Consider the following 24,864-nt stretch of genomic DNA (forward strand, 5'->3'; position numbering starts at 1 on the left):
ACTTGCATGTGTTAAGCACGCCGCCAGCGTTCATCCTGAGCCAGGATCGAACTCTCATGTTCTGATCTCTTGGTCTTTAGATAAGCTCTAGCTTTTTCTTTATCCCATTTACTTTCTGTCTGCCCGATGCTCTCGCATCGGTTCTCTGAAACTTCTTTTTTTAAGAATTTTCAGGGGTTGGAATATACTGTTCAGTTATCAAGGTCCTATTGCTGCTGAGATATTTTTCCATCAGCGGCAACTTGTTCACTATACCATACCGTTTGCTGTCATGTCAACAACTATTTTATCTTTTTTCAAAGATTTATGTCATCACATGTCGTTTTATCGGCTGGTGAAAATCAGTCTATCATGGTTTTTCGCGTTTGTCAACTCTTTTGTGTGTTTTTTCTACACAATTTGCACATTTGTTTTTCCGGAGCACAAAAAACCGTGAAAAACATCCGTTTTATCATTCTCATTGCGTATTTTTAATTGTTGACCAACAGTGCCATATAATATTAGGATAACCCATCAACTCCCAGCAATCAGATTTTTCCCATTTTCTGCTGTTTTTATCATTTTACTTTAAAATCTTTTGTTTTGATGTTTTGCGAAAGCAATATCTGCTCCAAGCATGTCCCTTATCTCCATATGAGAATATCGGTAAAAAACATGAATTAAAAGACTCCTTCCGCAGCCGCATCATACGGTTTTTGGAAGGAGTCCTTCTATATATCATGTAGTGGTAATAAATGTATTATAGCCCATACGGCGCAAGCGCTGTTCCATTTGTGCCGCATTATCCAGGTTTTCAAACGCCCCAACCTTCACGCGGTAATATTTGTCGTCGCCTTCTTCTATATAAGCCGGCAGGCCCTCCGACTGCAGCTGCGCCAGCATTTGATCTGCAAACTGCTGAACCCGATATGCTCCCACCTGCACTTGATACAGTGGGGGATTTTCTTCCGGCCTTTCCTGAGTGCCCATATCACTTCCGACCGTCTTTAAAAAGGCGTCTGCAATTCCAGTGGCTATCTCATTGAATTCCGCATCAAATTTTTCATTGTCTGCCGGAGAATCAATAAATCCGGCCTCTATCAGCACTGCCGGCATCTGGGTCCTGCGGAGTACCACCAGATTCGGACGTTCGGTGATTCCCCTGTCCGTAAAGCCCAGTCCGGCGAGTTCCTCATTTATGTTTTCTGCCAAGCGTTCTGCTTCTCCCCCTTTGCTGTAGACAAGTGTCTCGATGCCTGACGCGCCTCCAGGGGAGGCAGTTGCATTCCGATGTATGGAAATAAAATAATCTGCACCGGAATTGTTCGCAATCACAGCTTTTTCATACGGTGTATCATAAACATCCTCAGTTCTCGTATAAACCACATCCACTCCGGCATTTTCCAAAGCCTCGCCCACCGCCAGGGCCAAGGCCAGGGCATCATCTTTCTCCTGGCGGCCTTGATAAACGGCACCCGGGTCACGTCCTCCATGTCCTGCGTCAATCACAACCTTATATGCCAAAATAATGCTCCTCTTACATACCTTTATACCCAAAGTATGCTGGCCAGCCCTGAGGTGTGCATACATTTTTTCTTTTTCTGCGATTTCTCCCCGTACTATTTCCAAAATCCCTGCTGTGTATTATAATATAATACTAAATACTTTTTGGAATCATTTTGGAAATCCCCTCTCAAACTACCGGCAGAAGTTCCAGGCCGTCACGATTTCGGTTCACTGGCGGTGCAGGGGCTGCTTTATCCCCTGCCCTGCGGCGCTCACCTTTAGGCCGGCCCGGAATCGTTCTGCCGGTTTTTGGCACGCCACACCGTTTCAGATATGCACTATTTCCCTGATTCCAGAATAGGATTGGATATCCGCAGGGCCCGCGCGCCTTACGGCAGCGGGCCTCCGTGGCCGCTCCAATGGCTTTCACAACAAATAAAAGCTTATTTCGGTGCGGGAAGAGGAGCAGGAGGAACGATCCGCTTCCATCGTAAGGGGAGCGCTGCAAAGGCGTTGGCAGGATCTTCCCGGCCGAAGGGAGGCAAAAATCGCATATCATGCGTATTTTTTGTTGGAATCTGACATGGAAAAATATTGATTTATCCATGTCAGTTGGAAAGGACCGACCGAAGGCCGCAAAGATACTGGTTACGACCGCCAGCGACCCGTCTGGATGGAAGCGGACTTTCTCCTGTCTCCTCTGGTTTACAAAGATTAGTTTGTTTGAAAGGTATTTAAAGGTATATCTCTTGAAATTTTTGGTTCAAACTCTAACTGCACATTCATACTAAAAGGCGGTAAACCCTCTATGAACAGCAAACAGATTTTTGCAGAATCTCTTGAAGCTCTTTTAAAGAAAAAGAACCTGGACGATATCCAGGTATGCGAGATCGTGGCAGGAACCCATCTCTCCAGAAGGACTTTTTACCGCCATTTTGATGACAAATATGATCTGGCCGGCTGGTATTTCGCTCAATTCTTTGAAAAAAGCTTTGGAAGTATTACTAACGGGGCCAGCTGGGAGGACGCTCTTTCCTCATATCTCAGCCTTTATAAAGATAAGGTGGCAATTCTTAAAAACGCCTATGAAAGCCACGATGTCAACGGGCTTAGGAACATTGACATTGCCTTTACGAAAAAGACTTACGAGACTTACCTGCTTCAAAACGGCGCGGATACCCAGTCTGAGATCATGCAGTTTGCCATAGATATCGCTTCCCGCGGAGGGACAGATATGGTCATCGAGTGGCTCATGGGCGGCATGAAAATAGAAAAAGAAAAGCTGATTTCATTGCTGAAGCAGACACTCCCTCCGGTTATCCTAAGATATCTGGATAAATAAATCTTTTTGTTTTCTGCCGATTTAAAAAATGTCACATATATTATATTTTGTGACTTGATTTTTGCTGTTCTCCTGGTCTATAATGCGGGTAAAGCCATAATTAAAAGCTATGACGGGAAGAAGTAAGACGGTCCATGTCTTTCAGAGAGCATCCGGTTGGTGAAAGGATGCAGACAGCCTGTTCTGAATACATCCCTGAGCCGCCCGCCTGAACTAAAAGTAAGGCAGGACGTAGACGCCCGTTACCGCGTAGGAGAACCTTTATTACTACGGTTCTCAGTGAGGAATGTCCTGTGAGGGATTTTCAAATTAGAGGTGGTACCGCGAAGTTTACTTCGTCCTCTGTCTATAGACAGAGGACTTTTTTATGTCCCGGGAAAATCCTCAGAACTTCCTGTCACGTAAAAAAGAAGCCTGCCTGCAGGATGCGTACGGGATGCAGAGAAAAGCCGCTTCACGGCTGCACATCGGCGCGCAAAGCCGGGATGTTCTCAAAGATTGAAAAAAGGAGACTGAATATGGAAATTTATGAAGAGCTTGTGGCCCGGGGACTGGTCGCACAAGTAACAGATGAAAATGAAATCAAGGAACTGATCAATCATGGAAATGCCAGATTTTATATCGGGTTTGACCCCACTGCCGATTCTCTGCATGTGGGCCATTTCATGGCTCTCTGTCTGATGAAGCGCCTTCAGATGGCTGGCAACAAACCGGTCGTCCTGCTGGGCGGGGGCACAGGATATATCGGAGATCCCTCCGGGAGAAGCGATATGCGCTCCATGATGACACCGGAGACCATACAGCACAACTGCCTCTGCTTCAAAAAGCAGATGGAGCGGTTTATCGAATTCGGGCCAGACAAGGCGATCATGGTAAACAACGCGGACTGGCTGCTGGATCTGAACTATATCGATCTTCTGCGGGACGTGGGCGCCTGCTTTTCTGTCAACAATATGCTGCGCGCCGAATGCTATAAGCAGAGGATGGAAAAGGGACTGAGCTTCCTGGAATTCAACTATATGATCATGCAGGCCTATGACTTCTATCATCTGCATAAGCACTATGGATGCAATATGCAGTTCGGCGGCGACGACCAGTGGTCCAACATGCTGGCCGGCACAGATCTGATCCGCCGGAAGACCGGAGAGGACGCCTATGCTATGACCATCACGCTCCTTATGAATTCCGAAGGAAACAAGATGGGAAAAACCGCCAAAGGCGCCGTCTGGCTGGATCCAGAAAAGACTTCTCCCTTTGACTTCTTCCAGTATTGGAGAAATGTCGGAGACGCTGATGTCCTGAAATGTATCCGGATGCTCACCTTCCTCCCTCTGGAAGAAATCGAACGGATGGAAAAATGGGAAGGAAGCCAGCTGAACGAAGCAAAAGAGATTCTTGCTTACGAACTTACAGAGCTGGTCCATGGAACCTCTGAGGCCCAAAATGCCAGACAGGCTTCCCATGCCCTCTTTTCCCAGGGTAGCGACGATACTCATATGCCTACCACAGAAATCAACACTGACCGGCTGGCAGACGGTTCTATCGGTATTCTAGATCTGATGATCCTCTGCGGGCTCGCTCCCACAAAAAGCGAGGCAAGGCGCCTGGTACAGCAGGGAGGCGTCTCCGTCAGCGAAGAAAAAGCTGCCCTGGACACCAGAGTGACAGAGCAGCAGCTAAAAAACGGCGTAAAGATTCGAAAAGGCAAAAAAGTATACCATAAAGCAATTCTTAAATAAATCAAACATTTTCATCCGTCTTCAGGACGGACAAGTCGGTCCTCCGGATTTCTTTTCTCACGGAAAGGACTCTGGAGGGAGATACCGACAGCTCGTCTACTCCCATTCTTAAAAATTCTTCTGTCAGCGAAGTATCCGCTCCCAGCTCCCCGCAGATTCCTACCCAGCAGCCTCCTTTATGTCCATTTTCAACGACCATCCGCAGCAGCCGGAGAACGGCGGGGTGATGTGCGTCATAATGTGCGTCCAGCCTGGCATTCTGCCGGTCTATGGCCAGTGTATACTGAATGAGGTCATTGGTCCCGACACTGAAAAAATCCACCTCAGAGGCCAGCAAGTCGCTGATGAGGGCGGCGGCAGGCGTTTCGATCATAATGCCTTGTTCCACATCTTTATATGCGATGCCCTCCGCCCTGAGCTCTTTTTTGACCTCTTCCACAAGCTCCTTGATTTTTCGGACTTCATCCACAGAAATGATCATCGGATACATGACCGACACATTTCCAAAGACACTGGCCCGGAAAACAGCTCTCAGCTGGGTCTTGAAGACTTCCGGCCGATCCAGGCACAGACGGATAGCACGGTATCCCATGGCGGGATTTTCTTCTTTCTCCATATGGAAATATCCCACCTGCTTGTCCGCGCCTATATCCAAAGTCCTTATGATGACCTTTTTTCCCGCCATCATTTCCGCAACAGATTTATATGCCTGGAACAGCTCTTCCTCTGAAGGATAATCCTCTTTTTCCAAATACAGGAATTCACTGCGGAAAAGACCGATCCCTTCCGCATCATTGGAAAAGACGCTGACCATATCGGATACGCTTCCAATATTGGCATACAAGTGGACCTTCCTTCCGTCCTTTGTGACACTTTCTTTTCCCTTCAGCTGCTGAAGGAGCTCGGCGCTTTTTTCATCCTCTTCCATTTTTACACGCATCAGCTTCAGGATTTTCTCCCCCGGCTCCAGATACAGGGTCCCGCTGTAGCCGTCCACTATGGCCAGCTTCCCGTTCCATTCCTTCTGAATCGGGACTCCTATAAGCGCCGGTATGTTCATGGTCCTGGCCAGAATAGCCGTATGGGAATTTGCGGAACCATACTCTGTCACAAAAGCCAGAAGCTTTTCCTTATCCATCTGAACGGTTTCACTGGGCGCCAGATCATGCGCCACCACTATGACCGGCTCTTCTCCCAGGTATCCAGACCGTTCCTTCCCTTCCAGAACGGAAACAAGCCGCTCTGAGATATCTATTACGTCAGCGGCTCTTGCCTGAAAATAATCGTCCTCCATCTCCGAAAACATTCTGGAAAAATTATCCCCCGTGGCCGACACCGCATACTCTGCGTTTACCTGCTGGGAATTGATGATGTTGCGGACAGAATCGTTGAAATCCTCATCCTCCAGCATCATTGCGTGCACCTCAAAAACAGCCGCGTTCACTTCGCCCACTTCCTTGAGAGCTTTCTGATACAGCCTGTCCAATTCCTTTGCCGCCTGTTCTTTAGCTGCCTCATACCGTTCAATTTCTGCTGCACAGTCTTCCACTTTTCCACGCTCGACCGGATTTTCCCCTTTGGAATAGAAAAGAATCCTGCCAATGGCAATTCCTTTAACAATTGACTTTCCCGTATACCGTTCCATGGCACTCCTTTAGACCCATCACAGATTTGCTTTGAAAAAGGCTTCCAACTTCTCTGCCGCCGTTTCTTCGTCTCCGCCTTCAACCGTCACCGTTATCTCCGTGCCCTTTTTTACGCCCATCCCCATCACCGCCAGAAGCCTGGTCGCCTCCGCCTTCTTTCCGTTGGCTTCCAGAAACACCTTTGAATCAAGCACCTTGGCTTCCTTCGCCAGCACTCCGGCCGGCCTTGCATGGATACCCACCTCATCTGTGATCACATAAGTAAATGATTTCATTCCGTCTCCTTCCAGGCAGTCTGCCTTTATACATAGTTTATCAGATTTGCAGCCGATTTAAAAGTAAGATATCTTCATCGCTCCTATCTCCCACAATCGGCAGGATGCACAGGGACTTTTGATCTCCACCGTTATTTTTCCCTCCGGATAGTATCTGGTGGTAAAAACATATTCTCCATTGTTCAGATACAGCTCCAGCACGGAAGTATCCACCAGGATACGCAGTTTTTCAAGTTCCGGGATTCTTGCCTGGCGTATGATCCGCCCTGCTCCCATTTTTCTTCCCGTCTCATTATCCAAAAAGACCATTTGAAATACACCGTCAGAAAAACGCAGTTCCAAGCCCTTGGAAAGTGCCAGCCAAAACGGCTGGCTCCCAATATCCGTAATCTCCATATCGAATGCAGTGCCTGAAGCTAAGGTCCATTTTCCATCCTCCGGAGTTTTTTCCCTGCCCCTCAGACTCTTCAGTTCTTCCGCAGGCATTTGAAGCAGACGGCCCTTTCCTGCCGTCACCTGCCTCGGAACCGTAAGGGCATGCTGCCAGCCAAAATCCGTTGTGGGATTTCCGTATTCCTGACTGGAATCCGGCATTCCGATCCATCCGATCAGCAATCGTCTCCCCTTTTCATCTTCAAAGGTCTGAGGTGCATAAAAATCGAATCCCATGTCCCATTCTTCAAATTGTTCCGGCAAAAGGACATTCGGCATCTTTCCGCTCCCAATCAGAAAATATCCGGCCTGATAGATATTTTGAAACCGGAACTTTTCTCTGGGAAGTCCCTGTGGTGAAACAGACAAGACCCATTTTCCGTCTGTGCAGAACATATCCGGACATTCCCACATGTATCCAAAAGGGGCTTCTGTGGACATTTCCCGATAAAAGCTCCAGTGAAGGCCGTCCTCGGAACGGTACAGCAGGATGGCTCCCCGTTCTTTTTCTCCCTTTTTCCTGCCTCCCAGAACCATATAATAGCTTCCGTCCTGCTTCCACACCTTCGGGTCCCGGATATGGCAGGTATAATCCTCGGGATAATTCTCTCCGGTCAGAACACAGCGCTTGTATCCAAAGGTATGCCCGTCTTCACTGGTACAATATATTGTGTTGGCTTCCCTGCCTTCATTTATATAGTCATAGGCGCCTTCATGCTTTACATTTCCCGTATAAAATATTTTAAGCATACCGTCCCCTTCTGCCAGAGCGGATCCGGAATACACACCATGACAGTCATAGGGGCTGTCCGGAAGCAGCGGGACTCCTTCATAATTCCAGCACAATAAATCCCTGCTGGTGTAATGTCCCCAGGTTTTCAGCCCTCCATTCACATCAAAGGGGGAGTATTGAAAAAAAACATGATAGAGTCCGCGGCTCTGACACAGGCCATTTGGATCATTGAGCCATCCGGCCGGCGGCATCAGGTGAAACTTAAGACGATAGGGGTCCTCTTCCGCCTGCGGAATCCCCGCCTTTTCCATTGATTCTATTCCGTATTTCAGCGCCTGTCCCAATACATTCATAAGCTCTGACCGCCTCCTGTCCGCGCCCTCATATCCGTTCCAGCTCCAGAACCGGCTCTGACCGTTTCCCGGTCACGGACAGATTCGGCGCCACCGTCTGATATTCGTCTGTATTCGTCACGATAACAGGAGTGGTCAGATCATATCCAGCCTTCCGAATCTTTTCCAGTTCGAAGGTCAGAAGCACCTGTCCGGTCTTCACTTCGTCCCCCTCAGACACATGGGTCTCAAAATACGTTCCGTTCAGCTCAACGGTATTGATGCCCACATGGATCAGAAGCTCTGCGCCGCCTTTTCCGGTCAGTCCGATCGCGTGACCGGTATCATAGACGGTTTCGACCGTTCCGTCAAAGGGCGCAGTCACTGTACCTTCCTCCGGATGAACGGCAAAGCCTTTCCCCAGGACCTCCGCCGCGAATGTCTCATCCGGCACTTCCTTCATGGAAATTACCTTTCCCGACAAAGGGCTGTATACGATTTCCTTTTCTGGGCCGGCCTCTTTACCACCCGTTTTCTGTACCTCTCCATCTGAAGCCTCTGAAATCTCCTCCGCAGCTTCTCCTGCTGCGGTCGTTTTACTTTCCCGCACCGTCTCTGGTTTCGGTTCCTTATATAACATCCAGGAGATACCGAAAGCCACCGCAAAGGAAACCGCCATGACAAGAGTATAAGGAATCACATATTCAGTGGTGATCAGATAGCCGAATATACCGGTGATCCCGTAAGCAGACGCGCCGATTCCGGTGATCCCCGCTACCAGCGCCCCGCAGAAACCGCCGATACAGCCCGCCGCAAAGCATTTGGTGTAGCGCAGGTTAATTCCGAAGATAGCCGGCTCTGTGATTCCCATAAACGCGGATAAGGAAGACGGAAATGCCGTCGATTTCAGCTTTTTATTTTTCGTCTTCACAGCAAGAGCAAGAGCCGCCGCGCCCTGCGCCACATTGGCCGCTGTGGCAATGGGCATCCAGGTGTTTAGATTGTTGGCGCTCAGGAGCCCAGCTTCCAGAGCATTATACATATGATGGACGCCGGCCACTACCGTCGGCGCGTAGACAGCTCCGGCCAAAGCCGACCCGATGCCGAAAGGAAGCGTGATCAGATACTGCACACCGCTTAAGACTCCCGTTTCGATCCAGGAAAACACCGGCCCAAATATAGTGAGCGTGACATACCCGGTCACCAGGACCGTAACCAAAGGCGTCACAAAAAGGTCTATAATCTCCGGTACAATCTTATGGAGCTTCTTTTCGAGCTTGCTCATAAACCATACGGCGATCACGACCGGAATCACATGTCCCTGATATCCTACCAAACGGATATCATAAAGTCCAAACCAGGCAGCAGCCGTAGGAATCGTTTCGGCGGAAGCTACAGACCAGGCGTTTAAAAGATCCGTGTGGATCATGATCATACCGATCACAGCCCCCAGATAAATATTTCCGCCAAAGGTCTTGGCTGCACTTATCCCAATTAAAATGGGCAGAAATACAAAAGCCGCGTTGCTGAACAGGTGGATAATGGTATAAGTGCCTGACTGTGCCATCGCCGGAAATATTTTACTGAGTCCTTCCAACAGCCCCATGAGAAGACCGCTGGCGACGATAGCTGGAATAATGGGCACAAATACATCCCCAAGGGTCTTGATCATCCGTTTCCAGGGGTTCTGTCTGGCGGAAGCCGCCTGTTTCACTTCTTCTTTGCTGGCGCCGGAAATGCCGGCGATGGAGATGAATTCTTCAAACACCTTATTGACTGTGCCCGTACCGAAAATGACCTGGAGCTGTCCGGAGGAAAAAAACACCCCTTTCACTCCTTCTATATTTTCGATGGCTTCTTTGTCACATTTTCCATTATCTGCTATGACTAGACGCAGCCTTGTAGCACAATGGGCCGCTGATACAATATTATCCTTACCGCCGATTCCGTCATAGACACCCTGCGCCGCTTTTCTGTAATCCATAAAGACCTCCCTGTTTCTAAAGCCCGTATTTTCCCGTTATCGTTCTCATATTCATTTCTGCATATAACCAGTTATATAAAATGTTTTTCAAATCAAATTCAATTTTTTAATCCTTCATATATGAGAACGTTCTCATATTTTAATATTATTGTAACACAGTGTCACTTTTTGTAAATCAATGTTTTTTACAAATTTTTTTCTTTTGAATTGTGCAGAATTGCCAAAGACAGGCGGCGCCGGCCATCCGGCGCCGAAGAAATGACGCATGGATTCATTTAGTACGGATCGAATCCTCTTCCACGATCTCAAAGCCCATTTTGATCTCCCGGCAGACAGCCTCGCCGGACGTCAGATGTTCAATCAGCATATCCGCCGCCTCTATCCCGCTTCTTTTATAATAAAAGTGCACGGTAGTGAGCTTTGGAGTCAGCGCTTTTCCCATGGCTGTATCGCCGAAGCCTGCCAGCTGCACATCCTCTGGAATCCGTTTCCCTTTTTCTCTCAGAAGAGTTATGGCTCCGGCTGCGATGGTATCCGTAGCGCAAAAGACCGTGTCAATATCCGGTGCCTCATGAAACAAGTCCTTTGCCTGCTCATAGGCAGCTTCCATACTGAAAGCCACTTCTCTGTGCCATTCCGGAGGACAGCTGCACTGATACTTTTTGAGCGCCTCTTCAAATCCTCTTTTCCGGCTGAGTCCGGCAGCCTCATCTTTCTGTGTGACGCCCAGATATCCGATTTTTGAAGCTGAAGGAAGCATTTTTTCCATGAGCTCCTTCGCCGCCCGGTAATCATCCTGATACACGCAGGAATATCCCGCCAGCCTCTGTCCCAATATGACCACCGGAACCTTGTACTCTCTTAAAAGCTCTTTATGCTTTTTCGTGAAGACGGTTCCGATCAGGATGACACCGTCCACCTGATTGTCTTTGAACAATGACAGATATTTTAATTCTTCCCGGATATCATTGCTGGTATTCGCCAGGATCATCATAAAACCTTTACGGTTCAGGGCTTCGCCGATCCCCGCCACCATTCTGCCCACCGCATCGGAATTTATCTTCGGGATGATCACGCCGATGAGCTTTGTCCGCTTCGTTCTGAGCATTTGAGCCTGTGCGGATGGCTTATATCCTGTCCGTTCTATAACCTCACGAATCCGATCTTTTTTCTCTCCACTGACATATCCGTCGTTCAGGTACCTGGAAACCGTCGCCCTGGAAACGCCTGCCAGCTCTGCAATTTCATTGATATTCAAGATTCTTCTCTCCTATCTTTCGTATATGATTCTTCCATCCTTTACCGTCGCGGTTATCCGGATATCCTTTATCTCCTCCGTGGAAGTCTCCAGAGGATTCTTCTCCAATACCACGAAATCTGCCCGCCTGCCAGGTTCAATGGCCCCTTTTGTCTCCTCTTCAAAAATCTGGTATGCCCCGTGGACCGTTACGGCTTCCAGCGCTTCCAGGACAGATATTCTCTGATTCTCCCCCAGAACACGGCCTCCCTTTGTCCGCCTGTTCACCGCATTATGAATGGAAAACAGAATATTTGGTTCCACCACAGGGGAATCCTGATGGAGGGTAAATGGGATTTCCTCTTCTTCCGCCCATCGCAGAGGGCTGATCACCGATGCCCGCTCCGCTCCAAGAACCGAGCTGTAATGGTAATCGCCCCAGTAGTATACATGATCCAAAAAGAAGCTGGCCGTCATTCCCAGCTTCGCCATACGGGTCAGCTGCTCTCTTCTCACCGTCTGGCAGTGAATCACCACTGGCCGAAGGTTTTCATTCCCGCCGCCATCTTTCTTTGTAACCAAAAGGGCGTATTCATAGCACCGCAGCATCTGTTCGATCGCTGCGTCTCCGTTGGCATGTACGTTGACCTGCCACCGGTTCCGGATACATTTTTCAAAGAACTCCCGAACGTCCTGTTCCTCCTGCACCGGCATCCCGCAGTAGTCCTCCGGCTGCCCCTCCGGCACAGTATGGTATGGCATGGAGAGCCAGGCGGTCTTTCCCTGGGGAGAGCCGTCCAGAAAAATTTTTGCCCCTCCCAGCCTGCAGTGGAATTCATAGGGGTTTTCAGCCGGATACTGTTTTGGCAGATATTCCTCCGCCGTCTCCGGCGCAAGGTAAATCACCACATCGCCGCAAATGGCGCCTGCTTTACCCGCAGCCTTCAGAAGCTCCAGCTCTCCCTTCCTCACCTTTCCATCCTGCATGGTGGTGATTCCAAAGGAAGCATAATGATCCGACGCCTGTTCCAGCGCTTTCATGAGCTGAGAAGGGGACGGCCCTTTTACAACAGACGCCTTGGCGGGCGACAGGAACGCTTCTTCTTTCAGCAGTCCCGAAGGATCCACTTCTCCGCCGGCAGGCACCTCGCAGCCCGGCTTGTCATAGCCATATAGCTCCATGGCTTTAGTATTTACCGCGCAAAGATGACCGGATACATGGGTGATGGCAATGGGAATCTCCGTTGAGATCCGATCCAGCTCCTGTCTGGTCAGATGTCTCTCTCCCGGAAAAACCGCGTTGTCATATCCCAGTCCCAAAAACCATTGGCCCGGCTCCAGGGTAATGGTGCGGAGAAACTTTTTTGCCTCTTCTATCAACTGCTCCGGTGTATTACAGTTTCCGGAGGGAGAAGGCTTGGCGTTAAAGAGAATCATACTGTACGCTACGGCGCTCAAATGAGAATGCCCGTCGATGAAACCGGGCAGGATCGTGCCGTTTCCATAGTCAAACACCTCTGCCTCCGGTTCCTCTTTCCGGAGCGTATCAAAGCTCCCGACCTGCCTGATGACGCCGTCCTCCGTCAGGATCCCATCGGGAAAAACAGCGTTCTTCTCTTCCCGGACAGACCTCCTCATATCTTCACTCATAGACAAAACATTCCCATGATAAATCTGCTTCATGCACTCCTCCTTTTCCCTGCGGATCATATCCTGCATCAGCTAAGGGTAGTATTGCCAAAAACACCAGGATTTTATCACACAAAGCAGCCGGGCAGGAAGCAATTTCTTCCTGCTCCGGCTGTCACACCTGATTTTATCATGTTTTTCCGTAAAACTCAAATCTTTGCCGCTATTCCAGTTCAAAGGCCCCTGTATACAGCTGGTAATACTTTCCCCGTTCTTCTATCAGCTGTTCGTGGCTTCCGCGTTCTATGACTCTTCCATGCTCCAGCACCAAAATCGCATTGGAATTCTTCACGGTGGAGAGGCGGTGGGCTATCACGAACACGGTCCGTCCTTTCATCAGGCTGTCCATGCCTCTTTGGACAATGGATTCTGTCCTGGTGTCGATACTGGAAGTAGCTTCATCCAGTATCATGACCGGCGGATCAGCCACTGCTGCCCGGGCGATGGAGAGCAGCTGCCTCTGTCCCTGGGAGAGATTGGCGCCGTTTCCTGTGATCATCGTATCGTATCCATCCGGCAGACGCTCTATGAAACCGTCGGCATTGGCCAGCTTCGCCGCTCTCCGTACCTCTTCATCGGAGGCGTCCAGCCTTCCATAACGGATGTTCTCCATGACCGTTCCTGTGAACAGATTCGTATCCTGAAGCACGATTCCGAGGGAGCGCCTTAAATCTGTCTTCCGTATCTTGTTGATGTTGATATTGTCATACCGGATCTTTCCGTCATCGATGTCGTAGAACCGGTTGATCAGATTGGTGATCGTAGTTTTTCCGGCGCCGGTGGCACCTACAAAAGCAATCTTCTGACCCGGCTTCGCGTAAAGGCTCACATTGTGAAGGACAATCTTATTCTCTTCATATCCGAAGTCCACATCGAAAAACCTCACGTCTCCGGTCAGCCTGGTGTAAGTGACTTCTCCCGTCTCATGGGGATGCTTCCAGGCCCATATGCCGCTTCGTTCCACGGTTTCTTCCACAAATTCCGCCGGTATCTGTTCCGGAAGCTCATCGCCCCCGCCTGTCCCGGCTTCTCTCACCCTCCGGTATTCTTCCGGAGCACTTTCTTTTACCCGGATCCTGACCAGCGTCACATATCCGTCATCGCTCTCCGGTTCTTCATCAATGAGCCGGAATATCCGCTCCGCCCCTGCAAGTGCCATGATTATGGCATTTATCTGCATGGACATCTGATTGATGGGCATGGTGAAGCTTCGGGAGAGCTGAAGGAAGGAAGCGATCGCCCCCAAGGTCAGGCCGCCGATCCCGTTCACAGCCAGCAGACCGCCGAACACAGCCAGCAGAACATACTGAAGGTTGCCCAGGTTCATTGTAATCGGGGCCAGGATATTAGCAAATGTATTGGCGCTGGACGCATTCCGGCACAGCTCATCGTTCTTTTTGTCGAATTCCTCCTTGGCTTCATCTTCATGACAGAACACCTTGATGACCTTCTGTCCGCTCACCATCTCTTCGATATAGCCGTTGACATCTCCAAGAGATTTCTGCTGCCTTATGAAAAAAGAAGCACTTTTTCCCGCCACCTTTTTAGAAACCAGTATCAGGCAGGTGATAGTCATCAGAATGAATAAGGTCAGATAGATGCTTGTGTACAGCATGGCACAGAAAACCATGACAATAGTCATACACGAAGACAAAAGCTGTGGGAAGCTCTGAGATACCATCTGCCTCAGCGTATCGATATCGTTGGTATAATGGCTCATCACATCCCCGAAGGTATGGGTGTCAAAATACCGGACAGGCAGCGTCTGCATATGGGCGAACATTTTATCCCGGATGCGTTTCTGGACCCCCTGGGAGATTCCAGCCATCAGCCAGTTATAAAAGAAGGTGGACACCACACCCGCCGCATATATAAAAGCCATGGTCAGAATGGCCCGCACCAGTCCGTCAAAGACAGGCGCTGCCTCCAGAAGCAGCGGTTCAATATAATTGTCGATCAGAATCTGTAAAAACAGAGAGCCTGCCACATTTGCCATCGTGCTCAGGAAGATACAGATCAGAACCAGCGCGAATTGAATCTTATTCTGTCCCGCGATATAGCCGAACAGCCGTTTCGCAGTCTTCACATTCAGCTTATTGTTATTCATCGCCGCTCCCTCCTTTCACCTGAGATTCATATACTTCTCGGTAAATATTATCTTTCTCTATCAGTTCCTCATGAGTACCGAATCCATGGACCGTTCCTCCGTCCATGACTATGATCTTGTCGGCATCTTCTACGGAAGAAATCCTCTGGGCAATAATGAACTTCGTTGTGTCCGGAATCTCTTCCCGGAAAGCCTTTCGGATGAGGGCATCGGTCTTTGTATCCACCGCGCTGGTGGAGTCATCCAGAATCAATATCTTTGGCTTTTTGAGAAGGGCCCGGGCAATGCACAGTCTCTGTCTCTGTCCGCCGGAGACGTTGGAGCCTCCCTGCTCGATATAAGTGTCATAGCCGTCAGGAAATTCCCGTATAAAATCGTCGGCCTGGGCCAGTCTGCAGGCATGGATGACTTCCTCATCCGACGCTTCTGGATTCCCCCAACGGAGGTTTTCTTTTATGGTACCGGAAAACAATACGTTTTTCTGGAGCACCATCGCCACTTCATTTCGCAGGGTCTCAATGTCATACTCCCTCACGTCGCGGCCTCCCACTTCCACAGAACCGATGGTCGCATCATAAAGCCGGGGGATTAATTGGACCAGAGAGCTCTTAGCCGACCCGGTCCCTCCGATGATGCCTACCGTCTCTCCAGAACGGATCTCCAAATTTATATCCTTCAGGCAGAGCTTTGCCGGATCTTTCGTATAGCTGAAGGACACTCCCCTAAAAGAGACTGCTCCATTTTCCATTTCCGTAAGAGCCGGGTTCGGATTTTGAAGGTCACTCTCCTCATCCAGGATCTCCACGATACGCTCGGCCGAAGCCTTGGATATAATCATCATGACAAAGAAATTGGACAGCATCATCAGACTCATCAATATCTGCATAGCATATGAGATCAGGCTCATCAGCTGTCCTGTCGTCATTCCCCCGGCCATCCCGCGGCTTCCCACTATCATGCGGGCTCCCATCCAGGACAGCAGCAGCATACAAGTATAAACGCTTATCTGCATAAGTGGCATATTAAAGGCCACAATGCGTTCTGCCTTCGTAAAATCCTTATAAATACTGCAGGACACTTCCCCAAATTTCTCCTGCTCATGTTCTTCCCGCACAAAAGATTTGACCACGCGGATGCCGTGAAGATTTTCCTGTACCACTGTATTCAGCTTGTCATAGGTCCGGAAGGTCCGTTCGAACAGCGGATGGGCGTATTTTACGATGACAAAGAGCCCCGCCCCCAAAAACGGAATGATACACACATAGATCATGGTCAGCTTAGGGCTGATCCCAAAGGCCATGAACAGGGCAAAGACGAGGAGGATCGGACTCCTCACCGCCATACGGATCATCATCTGAAAAGCATTCTGTACATTGGTCACATCCGTTGTCAGTCTCGTGACGATACTGGCGGTGGAAAATTTATCAATATTAGCAAAAGAATATTCCTGCACCTTATAATACATATCATGGCGCAGGTTCCTGGCAAAACCGGCTGAGGCTCTGGCGGCATGCCTGCCGGCCAGCGCTCCGAAGGTCAGAGAAGCCACACAGCAGATTACCAGCAGGCCCCCAATCTGTAAGATGGAGCTTATGCTTCCCTTATCGATGCCGTTATCTATAAGCCTGGCCATCAGAAGCGGGATGACTACTTCCAGCGCTCCCTCTCCCACAATAAATGTCGGGGCCAGGATAGAATCCTTCTTATATTGTCTGATACATTTCGCAAGTCGTTTTATCATTCTGTCTCCCTCATTTCCTGTTTATTCTTTCTTTTCCGACCTCTCGGCGCTGCTTAGATTCCTCTGCACCTTATCCAGCACCTGCAGGAGAAGCCGGATTTCTTCCTCAGACAGACCCTTTGATATCTGCCTTTCCACCTCATCGATTTCTCTGGAAATAGATTCATGGATGGATACCGCTTTCTCCGTCATTACGATACGCTTAAGCCTTGCGTCATAATCCACCGGCTCCCGATAGATCAGCCCGTTTTTTTCCATCAGCTGCAGCAGTCCCGTAGCAGATGAGCGCCGGATATCAAACCGTTTTTCGATGTCCCTTTGGAACATGTCCTCATCCTTATGCTCATAAAGATACCGAAGGATCCAGCCATGAGTCCCTGTCACCTGCTTCGCGTACTTGACTGACGCGGTATTCCCGATATGCCGGTTCACCAGTTTCGCGGCCTGCTTTATTTCAAACCCGATATGTTCCATCCTCCACCGCTCTTCCTTATCACTCTTCATTTATGTTTTCCTCTTCTATCATATGCCGGATCCTCCCAGTAGTTCTGTGCCTAATTGTTCTGTTCCGAACAATATTAGCATACACTTTTTTTATTGTCAATCCCTGTTTATTATTTCTTCCTCTATTTTTCTGTCACATCCGCACTGCAAGCACCACGCTGACTATGATCCCCACGAAAGTAGCCAAAAGCGCCCCTGGAAGCGTGTGCCTGGTCTTTTTGATCTTTACGCTCATAAAATACACACTCATGGTATAAAAAACGGTCTCCGTACAGCTTAAGATAATGGATACCATTCTTCCGGAAAGGGAATCCGGTCCGAACTCCTTGAAGATATCCAGGGCAAGACCCGTAGCTGCCGAAGAGGAGAAAAGCTTCACCAGAATCACCGGAAGCACCTGGGAAGGGAGAAAAGAAGGAGAAATGATCTTTGACAAAAGGACAGCCAGCGTATCCAAAAAACCAGAAGCCCGGAGAACGCCGGTACCGATCATCAGCCCTACCAGCGTAGGAAGAATCCCCGCCACAGTCTTCAGGCCGTCCTTTGCCCCCCGTATAAAATCCTCAAAAATGGGCCTGCCTGCAAGCAGCCCCTGAACCGCAATATAGCACACCACCATGGGGATGAGCAGATTGGAAAAATAAATCATAAAAAGAACTCCCGCACACCATTTCTACATGGTATGCGGGAGCCCGCCTCAGTCATTCCTGTTAAAGCCGTTGTCCGGCAGGATAATCGTTTCCGCAAGTATTTTTTTATAACCGGAGACAGTCCACGGCAGCTTTTTCGATTCTGATCCCTGCCTTATATGTTTCCATAAACGCCTCAAATCCCAGGATGTCTGCCGGGTCCGGAGACATGCGTACCTTGTCCTTTCCAAAGAATACCTTTTTATCCAAATAATCTTCCAGGCTTTCCCCTTCCTCTTTCTGAACCAGGTAGGCCGCCAGAAGAGCGATTCCCCAGGCTCCGCCTTCACCGGCCGTTTCCATCACAGATATATCTGCGTTCATGGCAGCCGCCAGAATTCTCTGTCCCACTCCTTTGGTCTTGAAAAGACCTCCGTGGGCCAGAATCTCATCCACCTTGACCTGTTCGCTCTGGAACAGAATATCCAGCCCCACCTTCAAAGCTCCCAGGGAAGAAAACAGATGCGTCCTCATAAAATTAGCCAGACTGAATTTACTTTCGGGGGTTCGAACAAATAAGGGCCTTCCCTCTTCAAGGCCGGTGATATTCTCTCCTGACAGATAGCCATAGGAAAGAAGGCCTCCGCAGTCGCTGTCCCCTTCCAGAGCCTTATGATACAGAGCAGAATAAATCTTCGTCATGTCCGCTTCCACTCCCATGCACTCCGCGAATTCCCGGAACAATCCCACCCAGGCGTTCAGATCCGAAGTACAGTTGTTGGCATGCACCATGGCGACCAGATTTCCGGAAGGCGTCGTCACTAAGTCTATTTCCGGATATACCTTTTTCAGTTCCTTTTCCAGCACGATCATGGAAAAAACAGAGGTTCCCGCAGATACGTTTCCGGTACGCTTCGCCACGCTGTTGGTAGCCGTCATCCCAGTGCCTGCATCGCCCTCGGGAGGACACAGCGGAATTTCTGCTGAAAGCTCCCCGCTGGGATCCAGAAGTCTGGCCCCTTCTTCTGTGAGGACTCCTGCCGCCTCCCCGGCAAGGCGTATCTGCGGCAGGATATCCGAAAGTCTCCACGGAAGCTTCTGTTCCTCCGCGAGACGGTCAAAGGCCGCCATCATCCTCCTGTCATATTCCTTTTTTTCCGTATCGATCGGGAACATACCAGAGGCGTCCCCGATGCCCAGCACCCGCTCGCCTGACAGCTTCCAGTGAATATATCCAGCCAAAGTCGTAATAAAGTCGATTTGCTCCACATGGGCTTCCCCATTCAGCATCGCCTGATACAGATGAGCGATGCTCCATCTTTGGGGAATATTGTAGTGAAACAGCTCTGTGAGCTTTTTTGCAGCCTCTCCCGTATTGCTGTTTCTCCAGGTACGAAACGGTACCATGAGCTTCCCCTGACCATCAAAAGCCATATAACCGTGCATCATGGCGCTGAATCCGATAGCTCCCACCGTACGGAGAGTCTCTCCATATTGGTCCTTTACTTCATCCGCCATCTTCCGATAACAGTCCTGAAGCCCCGTCCAGATGTCTTCCAGCGTATAGGTCCAGAACCCGTCCTTATAGCGGTTCTCCCAGTCATGACTTCCCGATGCCAGAGGCGTATGATCCTTCCCGATCAGCACTGCCTTGATCCTGGTCGACCCAAATTCGATGCCCAGGACCGTTTTCCCGCTTACGATCTCTTCTTTTACCATGTTCCGATTCTCCATCATATGCGTACCCTCTCCCAACTTTTGATTTTCCTATTCAGTCCGCCTTTTCTATGGCTTCCCACTGACCCCAGTGTACCATATTTTCGAGATTTTGTATAGAAAGCTCCGCTGAAGAGCCGAAAGGCACATTTTAAAATTCTCTCAGCACAAGGTCCGTTTCTCCTGGATTCATGGCAACCTCCACCCTCAGGACTTTGGGGTGACCCCGGAATTCCTTCCGCACCATATCCTTCAAAGACGTCCCGTTATGATAGCCGTGTATGACCCGGATGCGGTATATGTCGCCGCCTGCCCGCTTTAATCTGCCCGCGATCAGGTTCTTTGCCTGGAAACGGTTCATGCCATGGATATCTACCTCCACAATCCCCATTGAAAGCCCTGCCATATCTGTGCCTTCCTCCTCTGTTTTATTTTCTCAGTCCTTTTTAAACGCCACGATCAAAAGCTTTTTTGAATACGCTTTGACCTCTTCCCACGGCGTATCCTTAAATTCCTCCTGTTTCTTGCCGTACATCAGCACCGGAGCGATGGCACTGTACAGTATGGAGCGCCTTGCCAGATGGCTTCCGCGGCTTTCCAGGACGCCGTCTCTCTGCCCTGCTTCCAGAAGAGTATTCATGACCCTGGCTGCGGTATCGTCTCCGCAGCACGTCTCCCTGTGAAGCCGCATCAGTTCTTCCTTCAGTCTCTCCGGCATTTTATCCCCACTTATGAAATCGATCATCAATATGGACTGTGCTGCCGGAGAACGTACCCATTCCAGAACCATATCCCACTTTTGATCAAAGCTCTCCGCCTTTTCTACTCTTTCACAGAGAGCGGAGGCCTCCTGTCCGATGGACCAGATCACGGCTTCGGCGATCAGCTGATCCTTCGTGCGGAAATATTCATAGATCGTACCTTTCGGAATACCGGACGCCTCGGAAATCTCTCCCATACGGATAAGCCCTAAATCCTTTCCTCCAACGTAAATATTCCAGACACTGCCATAGATGGCCTCTTTTTTACCGGACAATTCCTTTTCTTTAGTCATCCAATACCACCAGCTCTTCTTCCTTAATGACCCGCATTTCCCTGCGGTTGAAAATATCATACAGCACCGGCACCACAAACAGCGTCATAAGTGTCGCGTAAGTGAGTCCGCCGATGGTAACGATTGCCACAGGCTGCATCATTTCAGCTCCGGTCCCAACTCCGATCGCCATAGTCAGAAGACCGAGTATTGTCGTGACGGCCGTCATCAAAATAGGTCGCATACGGGTCACGCCGGCCTCTACGATGGCCTTCCTCTTATCGGTCCCCTCTCTTCTCAGCTGATTGATGTAATCCACCAGCACGATGCCGTTATTTACAATGATCCCTGCCAGCATGACAAATCCTATCATCGCAATGACGCTGACCTCTTTTCCGGTCAGGAACAGGCCCAGGAAACCGCCTGTAAACGCCAGAGGAATCGTGAACATAACGATAAAGGGCGACAACAGGGACTGGAATTGGGCTACCATGATCAGATAAATGAAAGCGACAGCGATAAGCAGCATCTTGATCAGCTGGCCCATGGCTTCCATGACAGTCTCATTTTCACCTGCGAACACCAGGCTGCAGCCTTCGGGGAGCTGGAAATCCTCAAACTCTTTTTCCACTTCCCGGCTCACGATGCCCACATTGTAGCCGTCGGCTATCTGGCCGCTTACGGTCACATAACGCCTCTGGCTCTCTCTGTTAATGGAAGAAAGGCTCTGCGCGTCCTCTACCGCCGCAATGTCCTTGAGAGCGATCTCCTTCTCTGTACCGTCCATACCGGTCACCGTGAATACATAGTTCCGGATATCCTCCGTAGTCATATTTTCCATTGAAGCGTCGTCCACGATCACAGGATAATCGCCTGAATTCTCCGTGAGCTCCGTCGCCTCGCTGCTGGATCTCAAAGCTTTCTGCAGATCCATATAGGCCTGGGCCACCGTAACTCCCTGAAGCATGGCCTTTTCCTTATCTATCACAATACGAAGCTCGGGAGTCGGATCGATGATCCCGTCATCCACCTCTGTGACGCCGTCCATGGATGCAAGCTTTTCGGCAGCTGACTTAGCCGCCTCCTGCAGCGCGTCCAGATCCTGCCCTTCAATCTTCATGGTTATGCCGGAGCCTCCTAATGCGCTGATATCCATGGAGGAGCCATTTGCAGTGACCTCACAGTCCAGATCTGCACATGCTTCTTCAATCATTCCGGCGATTTTCTGGCTGGAGACTGTCTTTTCCTCCTCCAGAATCGCATATATGGAAACGCTCTCCGAAGAACTCCCGCCTGACATGGAGGACATCATCCCTCCGCCTCCCATCATGGCTCCAACTGTTTCCACACCGTCCACGGACATGATCCGTTCGATCACCTCATCCGCCATTTCTTTGGTATCTTCCGTACCGGAGCCCTCCGGCATGGAGAGGGAAACAGAAATCTGTGTGCTGTCCATGGCAGGCATATAGGAGGTTCCTCGACTCATACTCGCGATCACACTGAACACCAGCATTCCGACAGCCGCAAGAAGAGTCACCACGCGGTGTCTGAGACACCAGCTTACGGCCTTTTCATATCCCTTCAGCATAAAATCAAACCATTTATGGGACTTCTCCTTCTGCTTTTTCAGCATTCCGGAAGCCATGGCGGGCACCAGCGTCACGGCCACGATCAGGCTGGCAACCAGTGAATAGGTGATCGTAAGCGCCATATCCGTAAACAGCTGCCTGGTCATTCCCTTAATAAATACGATCGGCAGGAACACACTGACCGTCGTGAGTGTGGAAGAGGTGATGGCCCCCGCCACCTGTACAGTGCCGCTGACCGCCGCCTGTATCGCAGTGGCTCCTTTATTCCTAAGCCGGTAAATGTTCTCAATGACTACTACGGAATTGTCCACCAGCATTCCCACGCCCACTGCAAGACCAGAAAGAGAGATCATATTCAGCGTGACACCGGAAAAGTACATCAGCACGATTGCAAAAATCACACTGATAGGGATTGAGCAGGCAATGATGATCGTCGGCCTCAGATCCTTCAGGAAAAACAGAAGGATGAGAATGGCAAGGATCGCTCCATACAGAAGATTGTTGAGTACGGAGTCCACCACCAGATGAATATAATCCCCCTGGTTCGACAGCATGGTAAAATGCAGCCCGTCATGGCTGTTCTCCAGCTCCTCAAACTTCTTCTGGACAGCTTCCGCCACATCCGCGGTAGCATAAGTCGGCTGCTTTTCTATGGAAAGGACCACACCGTCATTTCCGTTAATTTTCGCATAAATATCCGCGCTGTTGTCACTTTTATAGACATCTGCCACGTCTGACAGGCGAACCGGCTCCATTCCTTCCACATCCGGGTCAAAGAGTACCAGATTTTCAAGTTCCTCTACATCCTCCAGCTTATTTCCCACCCGGACCAGGTACTGTATGCCGTCCTCTGTCACATAGCCGGCGGGCATGGAGAAGTTCTGTGCCGTCAGAATCTGGGATATCATATCCACCGTCAGTTTATCGGTCACATCCGCGGCATCAAGAGCACTTTCCCTGGAAGAATCAAAGGTCTTTCGCTGTTCATCCAGTTCCTTTTCTCCGTCCTCCAGCTGCCGTTTTGCATCTGCCAGCTGTGATTCTGCCTCATATTTGGTCATCCCTGCTTCCTGTGCCTTGGCGATCAGGGTATTCTTCGCAGAAGTCAGCTGCTCCCTGGTGGAAGCCAGCTGGTTCTTCCCTGCCCGGAGCGCTTGGATCCCCTCCAGGGCAGATGTGATCTGGTCCGCTGTTCCTTCCTTCTTTATCTTATCAATCTGAGCGACGGCCGCTTCCGCTTCTGTCTTCTTCGAAGCCAGCTCTTCTCTCTGGGAAGTCAGATCTGCTTTTGCAGCCGTGAGCTCCGCCAGCTTCGAAAGATACAAATCGACGCCGGCTTTTAACGCCGCCGCTCTTGCGGCCGTCTCCGCATATCCGGGAGTATCCTCGGGTATCAGCAGATTGCCGCCGTCATCGATGATTCCCTGGGCTTTCATAGCCTCAAAGCCGTCTCTGGCCGCCTTTAAATCCGGCTGTTCCTCCAGAGCCATCTTACCGGCCTCCACCTGTTCAAGCCCATCGTCTATCTGCGAAATCCCCGTCTCCAGCTGGGGGAGTCCCTCCTTTATGGAAGCTTCCTGGGAAAGGAGGCTGTTTATCTGTTCCAGAGATGAAGTAAGTCCCGCTTCCATCTCGTCTATGCTCTGATATCCTGCCTGGGAAAGAGCCTCGCTTTCCTTTGAAGCCAGCTCCTTTTCCGCATTTTCCAGAGCAATCTCCCCCTGAAGGATCTGCATCCTGGCCTCGCTGAGCGCCTGGTCCGCCTGTACCATCCCGCTCTGGAGCTGAGACGTTTGATTCTCCAGCTCGGCCTTTCCCTCTGAAATCTTATCCTCTGCTTCATTGAGCGCATCCTCCGCCTCAGACAGGGAATCAGATATGGAGGATTTCAGACGATCATTGACCTTCTCCACCTGGTCATCCCGGATGACGACGTTCACCTGCTCCTCCAGAAGGCCCGACGCGCTGACGCTGGCCACGCCGTCGACTCCCTCCAGAGCAGGCTGAACCGTCTCTTCCACATACTTGGAGATATCGGCCACTCCCATATCATCCGCATCCACAGAAGCTACCACGATGGGAAGCATATCCGGATTGATCTTCATTATGATGGGTGAGGAAACCGTATCATCCCAATAGCCTTCGATCTGGTCCAGCTTCTCCCTCACATCCACCGTTATGGAATCCATGTCCACGTCATCGTTGAACTCCAGGATCACGAGAGATACATTCTCGCTGGATGTGGAACTCACTTCCTTTATATTGTTAAGTGTTGCCATGGACTGCTCTACCGGCTTTGTCACAGTCGTTTCCACTTCCTCCGGGCTCGCTCCCGGATACGTGGTCACGACCACCGCATAAGGCAGGTTGATACTGGGCAAAAGATCCGGCGTCATCTCTGTAAATGACACCACCCCCAGAATCAAAATCAGCACCACGGCCACAAAAACCGTCATGGGCTTCTTCACACTGAATTTCGCAATCATCGTCTAATCCTCCTGATGTTTGTTTCTGCTTATAAAAGAACAAAATGGGAAGCCTTCCTGTGAAACAAAAAAGCCGACCGGCTAGTCGGTCGGCTTCCCTGAAACAAATTATATGCTCCAATCCAGTGAAAGTCAATTTCTCAAATTATCAAATTTTTATAA

Annotated in this window: 17 protein-coding genes, 1 rRNA gene and 1 other annotated feature; of the genes, 2 read left to right on the forward strand and 16 right to left on the reverse strand. The window is 50.0% G+C overall.

Annotated elements, in window-relative coordinates; all coding sequences use genetic code 11:
* Together LQE92_RS13200 and LQE92_RS13205 are read right to left on the reverse strand one after the other, a co-directional pair.
* Positions 1 to 62: ribosomal RNA gene (locus tag LQE92_RS13200) — 16S ribosomal RNA — on the reverse strand; the annotation flags it as partial.
* 655 nt (positions 63 to 717) lie between these two features.
* Positions 718 to 1,509, reverse strand: coding sequence for an N-acetylmuramoyl-L-alanine amidase (locus LQE92_RS13205; protein WP_231063492.1), 792 nt, complete (start codon positions 1,507 to 1,509; stop codon positions 718 to 720).
* 784 nt (positions 1,510 to 2,293) lie between these two features.
* Between LQE92_RS13205 and LQE92_RS13210 the strand changes: the two genes are divergently transcribed.
* Both LQE92_RS13210 and tyrS read left to right on the forward strand, forming a co-directional pair.
* On the forward strand, positions 2,294 to 2,827 hold the full coding sequence (locus tag LQE92_RS13210; RefSeq protein ID WP_231063415.1) for a TetR/AcrR family transcriptional regulator C-terminal domain-containing protein: 534 nt from the start codon (positions 2,294 to 2,296) through the stop codon (positions 2,825 to 2,827).
* Between the two features lie 100 nt (positions 2,828 to 2,927).
* Positions 2,928 to 3,173: a binding site (T-box leader), on the forward strand.
* A gap of 172 nt (positions 3,174 to 3,345) precedes the next feature.
* Positions 3,346 to 4,566, forward strand: a complete 1,221-nt coding sequence (tyrS, locus tag LQE92_RS13215) for a tyrosine--tRNA ligase (RefSeq protein ID WP_231063416.1) — start codon at positions 3,346 to 3,348, stop codon at positions 4,564 to 4,566.
* A gap of 1 nt (position 4,567) precedes the next feature.
* Here the strand turns inward: tyrS and ptsP are convergent, their stop codons facing one another.
* The 14 genes from ptsP to LQE92_RS13285 form a co-directional block, all read right to left on the reverse strand.
* Positions 4,568 to 6,211 carry a phosphoenolpyruvate--protein phosphotransferase gene (gene ptsP, locus LQE92_RS13220; protein WP_231063417.1) on the reverse strand — a complete coding sequence of 548 codons (1,644 nt, stop codon included), beginning with the start codon at positions 6,209 to 6,211 and terminating at the stop codon, positions 4,568 to 4,570.
* An 18-nt stretch (positions 6,212 to 6,229) separates the two neighbouring features.
* Positions 6,230 to 6,487, reverse strand: coding sequence for an HPr family phosphocarrier protein (locus LQE92_RS13225; protein WP_231063418.1), 258 nt, complete (start codon positions 6,485 to 6,487; stop codon positions 6,230 to 6,232).
* A 57-nt stretch (positions 6,488 to 6,544) separates the two neighbouring features.
* Positions 6,545 to 8,005 carry a glycoside hydrolase family 32 protein gene (locus LQE92_RS13230; RefSeq protein WP_231063419.1) on the reverse strand — a complete coding sequence of 487 codons (1,461 nt, stop codon included), beginning with the start codon at positions 8,003 to 8,005 and terminating at the stop codon, positions 6,545 to 6,547.
* Between the two features lie 28 nt (positions 8,006 to 8,033).
* The gene (locus tag LQE92_RS13235) at positions 8,034 to 9,968 is read right to left on the reverse strand and encodes a PTS beta-glucoside transporter subunit IIBCA (protein WP_231063420.1); all 1,935 of its coding nucleotides are present in this window, start codon (positions 9,966 to 9,968) and stop codon (positions 8,034 to 8,036) included.
* 271 nt (positions 9,969 to 10,239) lie between these two features.
* Positions 10,240 to 11,226: a LacI family DNA-binding transcriptional regulator gene (locus LQE92_RS13240; protein WP_231063421.1), complete on the reverse strand. Its 987-nt coding sequence runs from the start codon at positions 11,224 to 11,226 to the stop codon at positions 10,240 to 10,242.
* A gap of 12 nt (positions 11,227 to 11,238) precedes the next feature.
* Positions 11,239 to 12,888 carry an amidohydrolase gene (locus LQE92_RS13245; RefSeq protein ID WP_231063422.1) on the reverse strand — a complete coding sequence of 550 codons (1,650 nt, stop codon included), beginning with the start codon at positions 12,886 to 12,888 and terminating at the stop codon, positions 11,239 to 11,241.
* Between the two features lie 169 nt (positions 12,889 to 13,057).
* On the reverse strand, positions 13,058 to 15,001 hold the full coding sequence (locus LQE92_RS13250) for an ABC transporter ATP-binding protein (RefSeq protein ID WP_231063423.1): 1,944 nt from the start codon (positions 14,999 to 15,001) through the stop codon (positions 13,058 to 13,060).
* On the reverse strand, positions 14,994 to 16,742 hold the full coding sequence (locus tag LQE92_RS13255; protein WP_231063424.1) for an ABC transporter ATP-binding protein: 1,749 nt from the start codon (positions 16,740 to 16,742) through the stop codon (positions 14,994 to 14,996). The genes LQE92_RS13250 and LQE92_RS13255 overlap by 8 nt, the downstream gene beginning before the upstream one ends.
* Positions 16,743 to 16,763: 21 nt before the next feature.
* Positions 16,764 to 17,246 (reverse strand): MarR family winged helix-turn-helix transcriptional regulator, encoded by a 483-nt coding sequence (locus tag LQE92_RS13260; RefSeq protein WP_231063425.1) that lies wholly within the window; start codon positions 17,244 to 17,246, stop codon positions 16,764 to 16,766.
* A 133-nt stretch (positions 17,247 to 17,379) separates the two neighbouring features.
* Complete coding sequence (locus LQE92_RS13265) at positions 17,380 to 17,895, reverse strand: spore maturation protein (protein ID WP_147597053.1); 516 nt, start codon at positions 17,893 to 17,895, stop codon at positions 17,380 to 17,382.
* A 106-nt stretch (positions 17,896 to 18,001) separates the two neighbouring features.
* Complete coding sequence (locus LQE92_RS13270) at positions 18,002 to 19,609, reverse strand: xylulokinase (protein WP_408611462.1); 1,608 nt, start codon at positions 19,607 to 19,609, stop codon at positions 18,002 to 18,004.
* Between the two features lie 133 nt (positions 19,610 to 19,742).
* Positions 19,743 to 19,997, reverse strand: a complete 255-nt coding sequence (locus LQE92_RS13275) for a Smr/MutS family protein (protein ID WP_147597051.1) — start codon at positions 19,995 to 19,997, stop codon at positions 19,743 to 19,745.
* Between the two features lie 30 nt (positions 19,998 to 20,027).
* Positions 20,028 to 20,645 carry a TetR/AcrR family transcriptional regulator gene (locus LQE92_RS13280; RefSeq protein ID WP_231063427.1) on the reverse strand — a complete coding sequence of 206 codons (618 nt, stop codon included), beginning with the start codon at positions 20,643 to 20,645 and terminating at the stop codon, positions 20,028 to 20,030.
* Positions 20,638 to 24,702: an efflux RND transporter permease subunit gene (locus tag LQE92_RS13285; protein ID WP_231063428.1), complete on the reverse strand. Its 4,065-nt coding sequence runs from the start codon at positions 24,700 to 24,702 to the stop codon at positions 20,638 to 20,640. Before LQE92_RS13285 ends, LQE92_RS13280 begins: the two co-directional genes overlap by 8 nt.
* Positions 24,703 to 24,864 lie beyond the last annotated feature (162 nt).

Source organism: Lientehia hominis (assembly GCF_021044755.1).
Lineage (GTDB): Bacteria > Bacillota > Clostridia > Lachnospirales > Lachnospiraceae > Lientehia > Lientehia hominis.